The 12,517-nt window shown below is 48.2% G+C and carries 13 protein-coding genes; 4 read left to right on the top strand and 9 right to left on the bottom strand.

Features of this window, described 5'->3' with window-relative positions:
• Nucleotides 1-137: 137 nt before the first annotated feature.
• The 5 genes from accD to moaC all read right to left on the bottom strand — a co-directional run bounded on the left by accD (nt 138) and on the right by moaC (nt 3,603).
• Nucleotides 138-998 carry an acetyl-CoA carboxylase, carboxyltransferase subunit beta gene (accD, locus tag PJI16_17885; GenBank protein ID MDT3779437.1) on the bottom strand — a complete coding sequence of 287 codons (861 nt, stop codon included), beginning with the start codon at nt 996-998 and terminating at the stop codon, nt 138-140.
• Between the two features lie 264 nt (nt 999-1,262).
• Nucleotides 1,263-2,324 (bottom strand): GTP 3',8-cyclase MoaA, encoded by a 1,062-nt coding sequence (moaA, locus tag PJI16_17880; protein MDT3779436.1) that lies wholly within the window; start codon nt 2,322-2,324, stop codon nt 1,263-1,265.
• Entirely contained in the window at nt 2,324-2,767 is a 444-nt protein-coding gene (locus PJI16_17875) for a molybdenum cofactor biosynthesis protein MoaE (GenBank protein MDT3779435.1), read from the bottom strand. The genes moaA and PJI16_17875 overlap by 1 nt, the downstream gene beginning before the upstream one ends.
• A 4-nt stretch (nt 2,768-2,771) precedes the next feature.
• Entirely contained in the window at nt 2,772-3,050 is a 279-nt protein-coding gene (locus tag PJI16_17870) for a MoaD/ThiS family protein (GenBank protein MDT3779434.1), read from the bottom strand.
• Nucleotides 3,051-3,099: 49 nt separating this feature from the next.
• A complete protein-coding gene (gene moaC / locus PJI16_17865) occupies nt 3,100-3,603 on the bottom strand; it encodes a cyclic pyranopterin monophosphate synthase MoaC (protein MDT3779433.1) in 504 nt (167 codons plus the stop codon).
• A gap of 164 nt (nt 3,604-3,767) precedes the next feature.
• Here moaC and PJI16_17860 point away from each other — a divergent pair, with 164 nt between their 5' ends.
• On the top strand, nt 3,768-4,121 hold the full coding sequence (locus PJI16_17860) for a DsrE family protein (protein ID MDT3779432.1): 354 nt from the start codon (nt 3,768-3,770) through the stop codon (nt 4,119-4,121).
• 221 nt (nt 4,122-4,342) lie between these two features.
• Nucleotides 4,343-6,868, top strand: coding sequence for a squalene--hopene cyclase (gene shc, locus PJI16_17855; protein MDT3779431.1), 2,526 nt, complete (start codon nt 4,343-4,345; stop codon nt 6,866-6,868).
• Nucleotides 6,869-7,752: 884 nt separating this feature from the next.
• Here shc and PJI16_17850 read toward each other — a convergent pair.
• Together PJI16_17850 and PJI16_17845 are read right to left on the bottom strand one after the other, a co-directional pair.
• Complete coding sequence (locus tag PJI16_17850; GenBank protein ID MDT3779430.1) at nt 7,753-8,775, bottom strand: ATP-grasp domain-containing protein; 1,023 nt, start codon at nt 8,773-8,775, stop codon at nt 7,753-7,755.
• Entirely contained in the window at nt 8,772-9,821 is a 1,050-nt protein-coding gene (locus tag PJI16_17845; GenBank protein ID MDT3779429.1) for a hypothetical protein, read from the bottom strand. Before PJI16_17845 ends, PJI16_17850 begins: the two co-directional genes overlap by 4 nt.
• Before the next feature lie 425 nt (nt 9,822-10,246).
• Between PJI16_17845 and PJI16_17840 the strand changes: the two genes are divergently transcribed.
• Nucleotides 10,247-10,399 (top strand): hypothetical protein, encoded by a 153-nt coding sequence (locus PJI16_17840; protein ID MDT3779428.1) that lies wholly within the window; start codon nt 10,247-10,249, stop codon nt 10,397-10,399.
• 274 nt (nt 10,400-10,673) lie between these two features.
• Here PJI16_17840 and PJI16_17835 read toward each other — a convergent pair whose 3' ends face one another.
• Nucleotides 10,674-11,210, bottom strand: a complete 537-nt coding sequence (locus PJI16_17835) for an HNH endonuclease (GenBank protein MDT3779427.1) — start codon at nt 11,208-11,210, stop codon at nt 10,674-10,676.
• A 148-nt stretch (nt 11,211-11,358) separates the two neighbouring features.
• On the opposite strand from PJI16_17835, the gene PJI16_17830 reads away from it, so the two are divergent.
• Nucleotides 11,359-11,697 (top strand): Rieske 2Fe-2S domain-containing protein, encoded by a 339-nt coding sequence (locus tag PJI16_17830; GenBank protein ID MDT3779426.1) that lies wholly within the window; start codon nt 11,359-11,361, stop codon nt 11,695-11,697.
• Between the two features lie 112 nt (nt 11,698-11,809).
• Here PJI16_17830 and PJI16_17825 read toward each other — a convergent pair whose 3' ends face one another.
• On the bottom strand, nt 11,810-12,334 hold the full coding sequence (locus PJI16_17825; protein MDT3779425.1) for a hypothetical protein: 525 nt from the start codon (nt 12,332-12,334) through the stop codon (nt 11,810-11,812).
• Between the last annotated feature and the right edge of the window lie 183 nt (nt 12,335-12,517).

The raw sequence follows: 12,517 nt of genomic DNA, 5'->3' as shown, positions 1-12,517 counted from the left end.
AACTAGGCGGGAGACAATTAAGGGAAGGAGATTTCGTATCAATAATAACTACAGTGTATGGCTCTCACCATTATCGGGTCTTTCGTCAAGCCTGTTGAGATCCACAGGGGTACAAGGTGAATCGGACCATTCGGCGGCTACACCGAAGAGGAAGAGACTGTGGTCACACAATGCGCAAGCAACGTTTCCAGGGTCGCCTTGAGGATTTTCCGTTCCACGATATGATCAACCATGCCATGCTCCAACAAAAACTCAGCACGTTGGAAGCCTTCCGGCAAATGTTCTTTGATCGTTTGTTCAATAACCCGTGGGCCGGCAAACCCGATCAGTGCCTTCGGTTCAGCCAGAATGATATCCCCTAACATCGCGACACTGGCGGTGACCCCTCCAAATGTCGGATCCGTTAGCAGGACAACAAAGGGAAGTCGAGCCTCTTGCAATTTCGCCAAGGCTGATGCCGTTTTCGCCATTTGCATGAGTGACAAGGTCCCCTCCTGCATCCGTGCCCCACCGGAGGTGGTGACCAACAAAAATGGCATATGGCCGATCAACGCCTGATCGATTGCTCGGCAGATTTTCTCGCCAACCACCGATCCCATACTGCCACCCATAAATGAAAAATCAAAAATTCCAAGGGCAACGGGCTTCCCGCCAATTTGGCATCGCCCGGTCAAGATTGCTTCTTTTTTTCCCGTTTTTTCCTGAGCCTTTTGAATGCGCTTACGGTACGGCAGCGTATCAATAAACTGTAAAGGATCCCCCGGGACTAACTCTCCATCCCATTCCTCGAATGAACCGGGATCGACGATCAACTCCAACCGCTCACCCACCGACAGGGGAAAATGGTATTGGCATTTCGGACAGACTTTTAAATTTCGTTCAACTTCGCGTTTAAAAATAATGGTGCGACAGACTGCGCATTTGACCCACATCCCTTCCACGATTTTAATGGACGTGCCTTCGGTATCCGTGTTTTTATTCCGTTTAAACCATCCCATAGATCAGTCTACCCTTAAGCTTCTCTCATGAACACAATGCACGCGAATCCACATGTAGTTCTGGCGGTGAAAAAGAAAATTCGAGAAAGGAAGGGAAAGAACACAACAAGAAATCTGTACTTCGACACAGTCTTCAGTCACGATACGACCTTACCATAGGGAGGTTAAACCGGCAAGAATCCCCCGGAGAAGGTGCCTACACCGAAGACGATTCCAGAGTATCAGCAGAGTGCGGACAGGAGAAACAGGGAGAAGACACGAGGGTCAACCACCCCTTGCATGCATTTCCAGATGTGGATCCTGGCGCAACCGCTCAATGTCAATGTACCGGCCACGACCGCTGACCTGTTCAAGCTCTTTTCGTTCTTCCGCCCCACGATCTTTTCGAGATTCCCAGACAGACTGAATGATGGAAAGAATATCTTCTCGTGGTCGTTCCATCCGAAGAAGCTTGCGAAGGTCAAGACCTGTTTTGGCATACAAGCATAAATACCACATCCCATCAGCCGTTAACCGACTCCTGTCACAGGTCGAACAGAAAGGTACTGTGGTGGAAGAAATAATACCAAATGTCGTGCCGTCAGGCAGCCGAAATCGCTGTGCAGGAGCCGAGCTAACCTCCTCCACCGGTTCAACCTTCCCATAATGATCTCCGACCATCTTTAAAATCTCTTTCCGGGAAAGAACCTTATCCGCTGACCAGTCATTGGCTCCGCCAACGTCCATATATTCGATAAAACGGACTTCTCCGTTGACCTGCTTGCCGTATTCCATCAAGGGCAGAACTTCATCTTCGTTGTACCCTTTCATCGCGACCGTATCCAACTTTAATCCTGTAAATCCGACTCGCCCCACCGAGGCAATTCCCTCAAAAACACGATCCAACGTATCGCGTCGAGTTAACGCCTTAAACCGCTCTGGCTTCAACGTATCCAGACTCACTGTGACCCGATGGAGCCCTGCATCGAAAAGAGCCTGAGCCTGTTCACTCAACAACACCCCATTGGTGGTCATCGCAATATCCTGGATGCGAGAGTTTTGACGAAGCATTCTAATGAGTTCCGCCACATTATTGCGTAATAGGGGCTCCCCCCCGGTAATACGCACTCGATCAATTCCCTGATCGGAAAACAAATTCGTGAGCAAGGCGATTTCTTCAAACGTCAACAGGTTTTCTCGAGGAAGCCACACATAATTTTCCTCGGGCATACAGTACTGACACCGTAAGTTGCATCGATCGGTCACGGATACCCGCAAGGATCGCAACGGACGCCCCAAGCTATCTCTAACCGCATCCGGCAGAGCCACAGCTTCACCCGCCTCCATTATGGATGTTCCTCTACCCACACCTCGCCTTCCGGCGTCGTTTCCATCTTCCAGATGGGAGTGATTTTTTTGAGTTCATCAATACACCATTGGCAGGCCTTGAAGGCATCGGCCCGATGTTCGGCCCCCACAATGATCAGCACAATATTCTCACCAATTTCAATTGGCCCATAGCGATGGAGCACCAAGGCCTCAATTATGTCAAAATCCCGAAGAGCCTGTTCGCGAATTTCCTTGAGTTTTTTCTGCGCCATTCCTTCGTAGTGATCAAAACTCATGGAACTCACGTCTCGGCCTTTGGAGTGGTCACGGGCCGTGCCCAAAAACATCGCAATGCCACCGATCCGACGGGATCGAGACCGCACCCGATCCAATTCCTCATCAATTGAAAAATTTTCCAGTTGCACCCGAACCAACATGCTTTCTACAAGATCAACGGCCATCGGATTACCCTTTCTCCTTAGCCCATGATACCCAGGACCCTCCGGCAAAAGGAGGCAATAATGCTATCTCGTCAGCCTCTTTAAGCACTGTGTCCCAATGTGCAATTTCTTGATTCACCGATATCAATACCTTTTTTTTATCGAGTAGTTCCCCAACTTGAGGATGCTCAACCTGAATGGAGTGAACCAGATCCCTGACCTGTCCACCTTCGGCAATGGCGACCTCCAAATCCTTTCCTCCAGGAATCATGGTTTTTAACATTCCGAATAATTTAACCTTCACAATTCTACTACTCCCACGACCAGACAAAGACAACGGACATCACCCACGGCTATTTTGTCTTTTGAACACGGACATACGTACCAGACTTTCCCCCTGACTTCGACACAAGAGCAATTTCTCCAAACTCCATGCCCTTATCGACCGCCTTACACATATCATAAATGGTCAGAGCGGCCACGGACACTGCTGTCATGGCTTCCATTTCCACTCCGGTGTTTCCCGTGGTTTTCACCGTTGCGACAATGGTAATCGCGTACTTTCCATCAGAATTAGGCTGAGAACTCTCTTTGAAATCTACATCCACACCGGTCAACAGAAGAGGATGACACATTGGGATCAGATCGGGAGTCCGTTTGGCCCCCATAACCCCGGCCACTTGGGCTACGGCCAGCACATCACCCTTCGCAATTCGACCCTCATGAATTTTCTCAAGGGTTTCCGGCAAAATAAACACCTTCCCTTGGGCTACCGCTACACGCTCGGTTGAACGCTTGTCGGTGACATCCACCATTCGAGCCCGACCGGATTCATTAAAATGCGTAAGATTCGCCATATTCAAAAATTACCACAGATAAAAAACCTCTTGAAAATCAGTAAATTATAAGGACAGAGGAAAAACGACGTCAAGCAAAACATCCCCTTGAATTCTCCCTTGACACCCGACCTCATTCCACCTATAAACAGTCGGTACTACCATATTATTCAGAGATTTCACCCATGGACACCACCACAATTATAGCCAATCCTACCCTCGCAAATAAAAAGCTAGGCTTACTGCTCTCAACCTCACCTGAACATCCCAATGCGGAAACCGTCTATCATCTCGCCAAAACCGCCTTGGCCAATAAGGTAGATACTTATCTATATTTCATCGATGAGGGAGTCAAAAACCTAGAAGACCGAAGGTTTTCCGAGTTGGCGAAGGATGGACTGAAGTTATTTGTATGCGCCTATGGATGCCAACAACATCACATCTCCACCGACGGATATGGTAAAGAAGTGACTTTTTGCGGCTTGGTTATTCTCTCAAATATCATCGACGGGTGTGACCGCTTTTTGGCCTTTAATTAATATCTCGCCCCTCGCCTCTCGTCTGGATCATCATACTCAATACTGACTTACAGACGATATTCGCCTCAATGGAGTGCCAGAGCCAATTGTGTGCTGCTATTTTGTGGATATTTTGCTGCATGGTCTTTAATCCATCGCATGATTGTCATCTTTCCTTTTCTATGGGTATTACCAAATTTCCCATTTGAATCTAAACCAGCTAGACGGTACAGTACATAGCAATGCTGACTTCAACCCGTTATTTAATTCTTGAGACCGCTATTGACCTGTTGGGACGGGACGGAGCCAGTGCGTTGACACTGGAGCATGTCGCTCGGGAAGCTGGACTGAGCAAGGGTGGGTTACTCTATCATTTTGAGGGGAAAGAACAGTTACTGACAGGGCTCATAGAGTTACTCATCCAGGATTTAGACCGGAAACAAGTTGGGAATTTTCTCTCCAGCTCCATTGATGAAGAGCTTCCCTGGCCAGCAATTGAGACTGATATAGTCGAAAATCCTATAAGCCATCGCTCCCTGCAGGGCCACGAAATTGCCTCAATTCTCATGGCCGCTCTTGCGATCAACCCCAATCTCCTTGATCCCATTCGAGAGCGATACCAAAATTGGCAAAGCATTTTTTTGGCTAATACCGTTGATCCAACCCGCTCCCTCGTTGGACGGCTTGCTACCGAAGGGTTGTGGTTCAGAGATGCGATGGGATTAGCCCCACCAACTCGCGAGCAACGAGCTGCGCTTGTTCTGGAGATCCAATCTCAAACACAATCAGGAGAACTCATGAGAGAACCTTCCGCAAGTATCATACCCACACAGTCTACAGACGCCTTCGCGGAACTTGCTTCTTTTAAAGCGAATGTAGAGGAACTTGAACAACAAGCATATCAAACCACACAAGTTTCTGCGCGTTCACTATTGGCGAAACAATATTCTCAAGGGTTTTGGCAGGGCGATCTTACTGCCGACACAACATTGGAATCCGACTACGTGTTGCTTTTACTCTGGCTCTATCCACCGGAAAACGGTGTGTGGGAGCCTCGGATTCAGACCAAAGTGAAGGAGGCCATACGCACCATCCTTGACCGCCAACTTTCAGATGGGGGGTGGAATATCTACTCAGAGGGCCCAGCCGAGGTGAATGCAACAACCCGTGCGTACGTGGCACTTCGGGTTGGCGGCCATGATCCTGACCAACCACTTATGCAGCGGGCACGTGAATGTATTCTTGCCCTTGGTGGGCTTCAGGCAACCAATAGCTATACCAAAAATAATCTAAGCATGTTTGGTCTTTTCCCAAGAAAGTACACTCCCAGTGTGCCGCCTGAACTCGTCCTTATCCCTGGGAATGTCTTGTATGAAATTTCATCGTGGAGTCGGGCCATCGTCGTCCCACTTTCCATTCTTCAAGCGTCCGGGGCACAACGTAGAGTGCCTGGGAATTGGACCGTTGACGAACTAATGGTGCCCAATCGGAAGCTGCGATTTCCGAAAAAAGATCCCTTTTCTCTCATGTTTCATCAAGTGGATAAGATTTTAAAAATCTGGGAAAAACGGGGATTTAAGGATATTCGCGCCAAGGCGATCCGCGAAGCAGAGAAGTGGATGCTGGATCACATGCGGTTCACGGATGGGTTGGGAGCAATTTTTCCGGGGATGATGTACGCCCTCATGGCGATGGATGCTCTTGGCTATGAGCGTGACCATCCCGACTTTATTGAAACCCTTGGCCAACTCGAAGGACTCATTCTTGAAAAGGAAGGTGCTCTGCAGTTTCAGCCAAGCTTATCACCGGTATGGGATACTGCCATCTCAATGTTTGCATTGGGAGAACTCGGCGTTGGGGAACCGCAGGCTATGCAGCGGGCAGCCGACTGGTTATTAAGCAAAGAGGTTCGCCGCAAGGGAGATTGGTCCGTAAAGCGTCCGGATTTACAGCCTGGAGGATGGCCCTTCCAATTTGCGAACGAACTCTACCCGGACATCGACGATACCGCCATGGTCCTGTTGGCACTTGAACATGCCAAGGCCTCGGATCCTGACCGGCAGACTCGCGCCGAAGGGCGTGCCATCAACTGGTTATTAGGGATGCAGTCCTCGGACGGAGGTTGGGCTGCCTTTGATGTCGATAATAATTGGGCCTTACTGAATAAGGTCCCCTTCGCAGACCACAATGCCATGCTTGATCCAAGCTGCCCGGACATTACGGGACGGGTATTGGAGGCACTCTGCAGGCGTGATTACACACACCAACATCCGGCAATCGCCCGTGCCGTCCAATTTCTTTTGGGCCACCAACAAGCCAACGGGAGTTGGGATGGACGCTGGGGCGTAAATTATACCTATGGAACATTTCTCGCCGTACGCGGCCTTCGCGCAAGTGGTTCCCCAACTGCAAACTCCGCAATCCAGCGTGCCGCCACATGGGTACGCTCAATCCAAAACCAGGATGGTGGTTGGGGGGAAAGCTGTGCCAGCTATGAAAAGCAGGAATTTGTTCCCGCATCAAGCACACCTTCACAAACAGCCTGGGGCTTACTCGCACTTGAAGCGGCTGGCGATCGAACTTCAAAAAATGTTCATCAGGGGATCGAATGGCTACTTACACATCAGAATCAACAGGGTGGGTGGGACGAAGAACTTATGACAGGAACCGGCTTCCCTAACGTTTTCTATTTGAAATACCATTTGTACGCACACTACTTTCCCTTGTTGGCCCTTGCCACTTGGCAAGCAGGATTAAAGAACTCATGACCATATTCTTCTCTCAAATATAATAGTCCGCCGAGTACAACCATACAATATTCCTTCCCTTGCAGGCACCAAATGCAGCCCAGTGGACTAAGGAAATTCGTCTACAATCTCCATGGGACTGTTGAATATTTTCCATAAAGAGAGTGTGGCCTTCACCTTCTGGGTGGGCAAGATGGACTAAAGATTGAATAGGGAGCACCAACATCGCGAAGTAGGCGTTTTCAGGGCATGTAAGATAATGATTAGTGCGAGGACGCCAACGCTTCAACCATAAAAATTCTACGCTGTCTTCATCTTGTTAGAAACGATGGATTCACTAGATATAAGTTCAAGTATTCTGTTAGTAGTCTTCTCGATATGGGGAAGTTGGTACTTATATTGGGATGTGAAGCGCCGTTGGTCGATTCCGGAGGAACGAGGGAATGCCCGCGTTCTTCTCTTTGGGTTGGTATGTGCGGTTATTCTTGGGATTATTATGTTTTTAAGTTTATTAGTGGATTTTGAAATTTTGCCAGATCTTCGTATATGGCTTTTGAAATGGATTGAGTAGTGGGCAAGTCTGTTGTTGCTTGTTGTCTTCCGTAATTCTCTTCCCACCGGGCAAGCCATCTCATTCAGGTGACCGACCCCTTTCCACTGTTGGCCCTTGCCACTTGGCAAGCAGGATTAAAGAATTCATGACCTTGCATTTCTCTGGAACAAACTAGTCCGGGTGTTATAACCACGCAATATTCACACAAGGTTCATTTTCTCACAGAAACACAACACAGAGGTTCAAGGAAATTATTCTACGGTCTACATCTCAGAGCAAGAGGGAGTGGTCAAAAAGTCCCACCTGACAATTCCTTCGACCCTGCTCGGGGCATATTGTCCTAGGATTCCCATTACCGCTGGCTTTCGGGTTTCCAACTTAGCCCGATATTCAGTATGCGTTGAATCAGCGCTTCATAGGAAATACCGGCTCGTTCAGCCGACTCGGCGAGATCTTCACCATAGGCTAGTTGGGCATTGGGATTGGCTTCCAGAATATAGAGATGTTCCTGAGGGTCTAACCGAAAATCCATTCGTGCATAGCCGTTTAAGCCCAAAATATGAAAAACCCGTTTGGCCGTTTGTTGAATATGACGCACCAACTTAAGACTTAATCCCTCGACCTCACCCGATTGAATCCCATATTTTTTTTGATATTTCGTGCTCCATTTCACTCTGGCAGTCGCAATCGGCAGAGCATCAGGAGGAAGATTTTTCAGGTGAAGTTCCCAGACCGGCAGGGCTTGCAAACGTCGATTCCCTAACACACCCACGTATAATTCCCGTCCTTCAATATACCGCTCGACAATGACACTCGTGCCCACACTCTGATGCACAAATTCAACACGTTCTTTTAATTTGTCCTCGTCATGGACGATAGACGCTTGAGAAATACCGAGGGATGCTTCCTCACTAATGGATTTGACAATGACCGGAAAGGGAAACTCTTCTGCCCACTTGATCACCCGCCCCATAGGATAGACCACAAACTCCGGGCATCGAATGCCATGGTAGGCCATAATTTTTTTTGACCAGCCTTTATCACGAGTGAGCACGAGCCCCTTGGGATTACAACCGGTATAAGGCACTCCCAGGAGCTCCAAATAGGACACCACATTTTGATCGAACTCCGGATTGCCATTGAATTCTTCCAACAGATTGAAGGCGATGTGAGGTTTCCAATCCGTTACCAGGTTATCAATGACGCTTAAATCGTCCCTCACGCCGACGGCCATCACTTCATGGCCAAGATCGCGTAGAGTGGAGACCACATCAAATTCGGTTTTCCATTCGACCTCGGCCAAATCGGCATGTTCCACATCGTCGGGGGGCACAAGATCTTGATGCATAAGGGCCATGACACGAAGTTTTCTCATAACACCACCCGATGGCGTCCACCATGCAAATAGTTCATCGTTTGCACCGTCAATAAAATGGTAAAATCCACTTTTGCCTGCTCTTCAGAAACGGCTAACCGTAAGTTCCGTTCTCGGCAATGCGCCATCATATCCTGCAAAACCTGATCAATGGTATATTGATACTCTCCCGTCCATGCAGCAACCTTCCGCCGGACTTCTTTTCTGAACTTCCTAATAAAATTTTCAGCGGACAGATTTGTCGATTGATCCGGGTCCCCCGAAAAGAGACGCCGCAAGTCCCGATCATAAAAGTTTGGGTAGTCCAGCCCGTATCGTTCCCGCTTGCTCTGGTAATGTTCCCGGAGCGTTTTGTGAAGACGGTGAATCGGATCCACCTGTTCCCTGGTCGTCACAATGGGCGCAACCCCCACCAACTCCTTCATAAGCCCGTCCATATACTCCAATTTTTTAAGTGCCGGCCATCCTGCATAACGCTCACGCCAATGTGAGTGCGGGGTGAGCCAGACAGCAAAGGTTTCCGCAAAATCCTCGTCGGGATGACTCTGGGCATACCACATATCAAGATGCAACACAAAACTTTTACTGTAGGGCTTTGGCAAATAACAATCTGGATACGGAACCGAAGTATGTCCGAACATGTGTTGTCGGCTGCGCCGCCGCCGTAAGCGGTAGGCATTCTCAATCGCATGACCCGTTTCGTGTCGAAGAATGCGCATACACCATTCCGGGGTTCCGCCCTCCACTTCCAACATTTGATTGAGTTCCAGTTTCGCTAACCGCGGATGCCCCATATAAAACGGGACGGCAAGACCCGGCGTGCCATCGGGTGAATACCAATCGTCAGACAACCATATGTGGGGACGAAACACCAACCCTTGATCTTTCAATTCGCGGTATAGCTGGCGTACACATTGACCCAATTCAGTTCCTGAAATACGGATCTTTAAATCGGACAACCGGAGATTCAACAGCTGTTCATCAGACCAGGAAACCCATTCAGGCTCTGCTGGGACAGGGGGCTGAATATTAGGCAATAGATCCAAACTCACAACCTCCTCTGCCAGTATCGGTTTTTGATCATCATCTCATACGCTTTCGCTGGAATCCGTCTAGAACATTTGACAAACCATGACGCATCAACCGGCAGATGATATGTAAATCTTCACTCCATTTCCGCTATAAGTCAAAAGTGAAACCATGTTTCACCAATTCTCAGTTGCCCTCTTGAATTCCATAGCTTTTACCTTTTTGCCTATGGTAGATTGCCCCTCTTTTTGAGAAATCCTTCATTCAGTACCATGCAGTTTTTTATTCACACTCCGAGTCAGCGCGTCTGAAGAATCAGTGCCCAAGGCTTCATTCATTTTTTTGGTCTTCATACATTTTTGGCCAAACGCCGGTAAGTCTCTTCCATATTGATTCTGATGACTCCTTAAGCCTGACCGGTAGAACCACAGGAGATTCATCTATGTATCGCTGTGAAAAATGCCAGGGAACGATGTTACTTGATCGGGAAGTCGACATGGAATCGGGAATGTCTCTTCTGGTCTTCTGGTGTATTAATTGTGGCCTACGGAAACAAGCCGAGCGAGCACCGATTCCCCTCATCGAAGTGTCCTAGCTTAGTGCTTGCTTCCTCAATTCCTTGACCCGGATTGGCAGATAAAACCTGAACGTCCTGCCTGTTCGGGTCTAGGGTATAAATTTTCAAAGAATTGTGAGAAAGTGGACAGATCAGTGAGGACCCTTCTCATCGCGCAATAGCTCGGGTCCAACCTAATGTGTAGAATTCGCTGTTTGTGAGGGCATGAAGTTCCGTTTTGGTCGTCCCTCAGCAGAAACCATAGAACAATGTTCCTGCTAACAACCATCAGGAACCAGGAGAATTAGAGAATCTAGGAATCCGCATCCAATTCCACATTCCAATATAAATAATCCCGCCAACTTTCCGGGGCATGGCGGATGCCGATCATGAGTGTCAGGCGGGGAGTCCATTTAGGCTTGACGGGCTCCTTGAGCAACTTCATCCCTGCCTCTTTAGGAGTACGACCGCTTTTCCGGTTATTACATCGCCAGCATGCCGTCACTATATTCTCCCAGGTTTTCCTCCCGCCTTTGGCAATAGGCACCACATGGTCAAAGGTTAATTCCTCCGTTCGAAACCGTGTGGAGCAATATTGGCAGGTATACCGATCCCGTGTAAAAATATTGATGCGAGAAAATTTCACCGCATGATGATTCGACCGGAGTTTGACCATGTTGAGGAGACGCATCACGGATGGCAATTTAAAGGAAATGGACACCCCTCGAATATCCCGATCATAAAATTCAAGGACTTCAACTTTTCCTTGCCACAACAAATTAATGGCTTTTTGCCAATGCACGACTCGCAATGGCTCATAGGTAGCATTGAGTAGCAGGGTCATTTCCATACGAACGTGCCCCAGAAATCTCGCCAGGTTGGATAAAACTCTGTTCCTATATCACCGACCAATCCAGAGAATCAAGAGAGGTCATAAGCCTATTGTTGCGACCGGAAGAAGTTGATATATTAAGGGTTTTGGCCGTTTAGAGTTGAACATGTCCTTAAACTTTCATCCGGTTGCCAAGATTCAGGATCTCCCTCCAGGCACCTGTCAAAGTATTGAGCTCCATGAACACGGCATTGCCTTAGTTAATCTCAATGGGGTGATCTATGCCATGGATAATACCTGTCCACATGCCGGAGGGCCACTTGGGGAGGGAACGGTAGCTGGAGATTTTGTCGAATGCCCCTGGCATGGATGGAAGTTTCATATCAAAACGGGTGTATGCCAAAAAAACCCGAGCCCGAGCTGGAACGTACCATGCTATGAGGTACGGGTGATTGATGGCATCATCCACGTCGCCCAACAGACACCTGAGAATAGGCAGGAATAGTATAGTGATACACTCAACTATTTAAAAAATATCGTTCTTACCATCAATTCCCACTACCCATTCACGAATAAGACGGGTAAGGAGAAATGTTCGGGTGGGTAACGTGAGGGGTTTAAGTAAGAAGAACACCGTTAGCAGATTTTCCTTCGACATTGGTCAGGACAGGAACTTTCAGCATTCTATGAGGAAGGGAGGAAATTTGATCTCCATGGGGAAGTGGCGGCAAATTCTCAAACGGCATCAACTGTTGGGCTGCTAACGAAATCACCCGTATCGATTTTTCCTTACTATCCACTCTCCAGGCATATTCCCGCTCGATCCACTCCACGGAGCCTTTCTCCCGCACAATCTTACGCACCATATATTTATCTTCACCTTGAGCCTTTACCTGCCAATCTCCCTCACGAAAGGGTATACCTTTGGTTTTCAAGTCATCCACCATCAATTGAACCGCTTCGTCCAGCGTGTAGCCCTCCCGTGATCGGTGTTTTTTGACCAACTCCAAGGCCTCCATCGCAAGAGGATCATCTGGAAGCTGATACCCTGTCGGCTGCACATAGCGATACAGCACAAAAAATCCTATAACCAGGAAAACAACGAGAAGATATCCGAAGATCTTTTTAAATTGAGTCGACATGCCATTTATCCATTGTTATTTTCTGAAAAACCTCTTATCTACTTAGAGGGGATCATCCCCTGACCAGAGAGATCTGATCCTATGGGGACCCGATTTCTATTGATGTTATAGCACACATGATTCCTGCGTGCTTCTATAGGTATCCTCCCTGAGGTTGCTTGCCATTATGGGAATCAGGAGTAG

Source organism: Nitrospira sp. MA-1, from assembly GCA_032139905.1.
GTDB lineage: Bacteria > Nitrospirota > Nitrospiria > Nitrospirales > UBA8639 > Nitrospira_E.
The sequence above is the reverse complement of the archived record's forward strand: the minus strand, read 5'-3'. Positions and strand labels throughout refer to the sequence as shown.

Excerpts from the sequence above, each read along its gene's own strand:
- shc (MDT3779431.1), top strand. The coding sequence starts at position 4,343 with ATGCTGACTTCAACCCGTTATTTAATTCTTGAGACCGCTATTGACCTG.
- moaC (MDT3779433.1), bottom strand. The coding sequence starts at position 3,603 with ATGGCGAATCTTACGCATTTTAATGAATCCGGTCGGGCTCGAATGGTG.
- PJI16_17830 (MDT3779426.1), top strand. The coding sequence starts at position 11,359 with ATGTCCTTAAACTTTCATCCGGTTGCCAAGATTCAGGATCTCCCTCCA.
- moaA (MDT3779436.1), bottom strand. The coding sequence starts at position 2,324 with ATGGAGGCGGGTGAAGCTGTGGCTCTGCCGGATGCGGTTAGAGATAGC.
- PJI16_17825 (MDT3779425.1), bottom strand. The coding sequence starts at position 12,334 with ATGTCGACTCAATTTAAAAAGATCTTCGGATATCTTCTCGTTGTTTTC.
- PJI16_17840 (MDT3779428.1), top strand. The coding sequence starts at position 10,247 with ATGTATCGCTGTGAAAAATGCCAGGGAACGATGTTACTTGATCGGGAA.
- PJI16_17850 (MDT3779430.1), bottom strand. The coding sequence starts at position 8,775 with ATGAGAAAACTTCGTGTCATGGCCCTTATGCATCAAGATCTTGTGCCC.
- accD (MDT3779437.1), bottom strand. The coding sequence starts at position 998 with ATGGGATGGTTTAAACGGAATAAAAACACGGATACCGAAGGCACGTCC.
- PJI16_17875 (MDT3779435.1), bottom strand. The coding sequence starts at position 2,767 with ATGGCCGTTGATCTTGTAGAAAGCATGTTGGTTCGGGTGCAACTGGAA.
- PJI16_17860 (MDT3779432.1), top strand. The coding sequence starts at position 3,768 with ATGGACACCACCACAATTATAGCCAATCCTACCCTCGCAAATAAAAAG.
- PJI16_17835 (MDT3779427.1), bottom strand. The coding sequence starts at position 11,210 with ATGGAAATGACCCTGCTACTCAATGCTACCTATGAGCCATTGCGAGTC.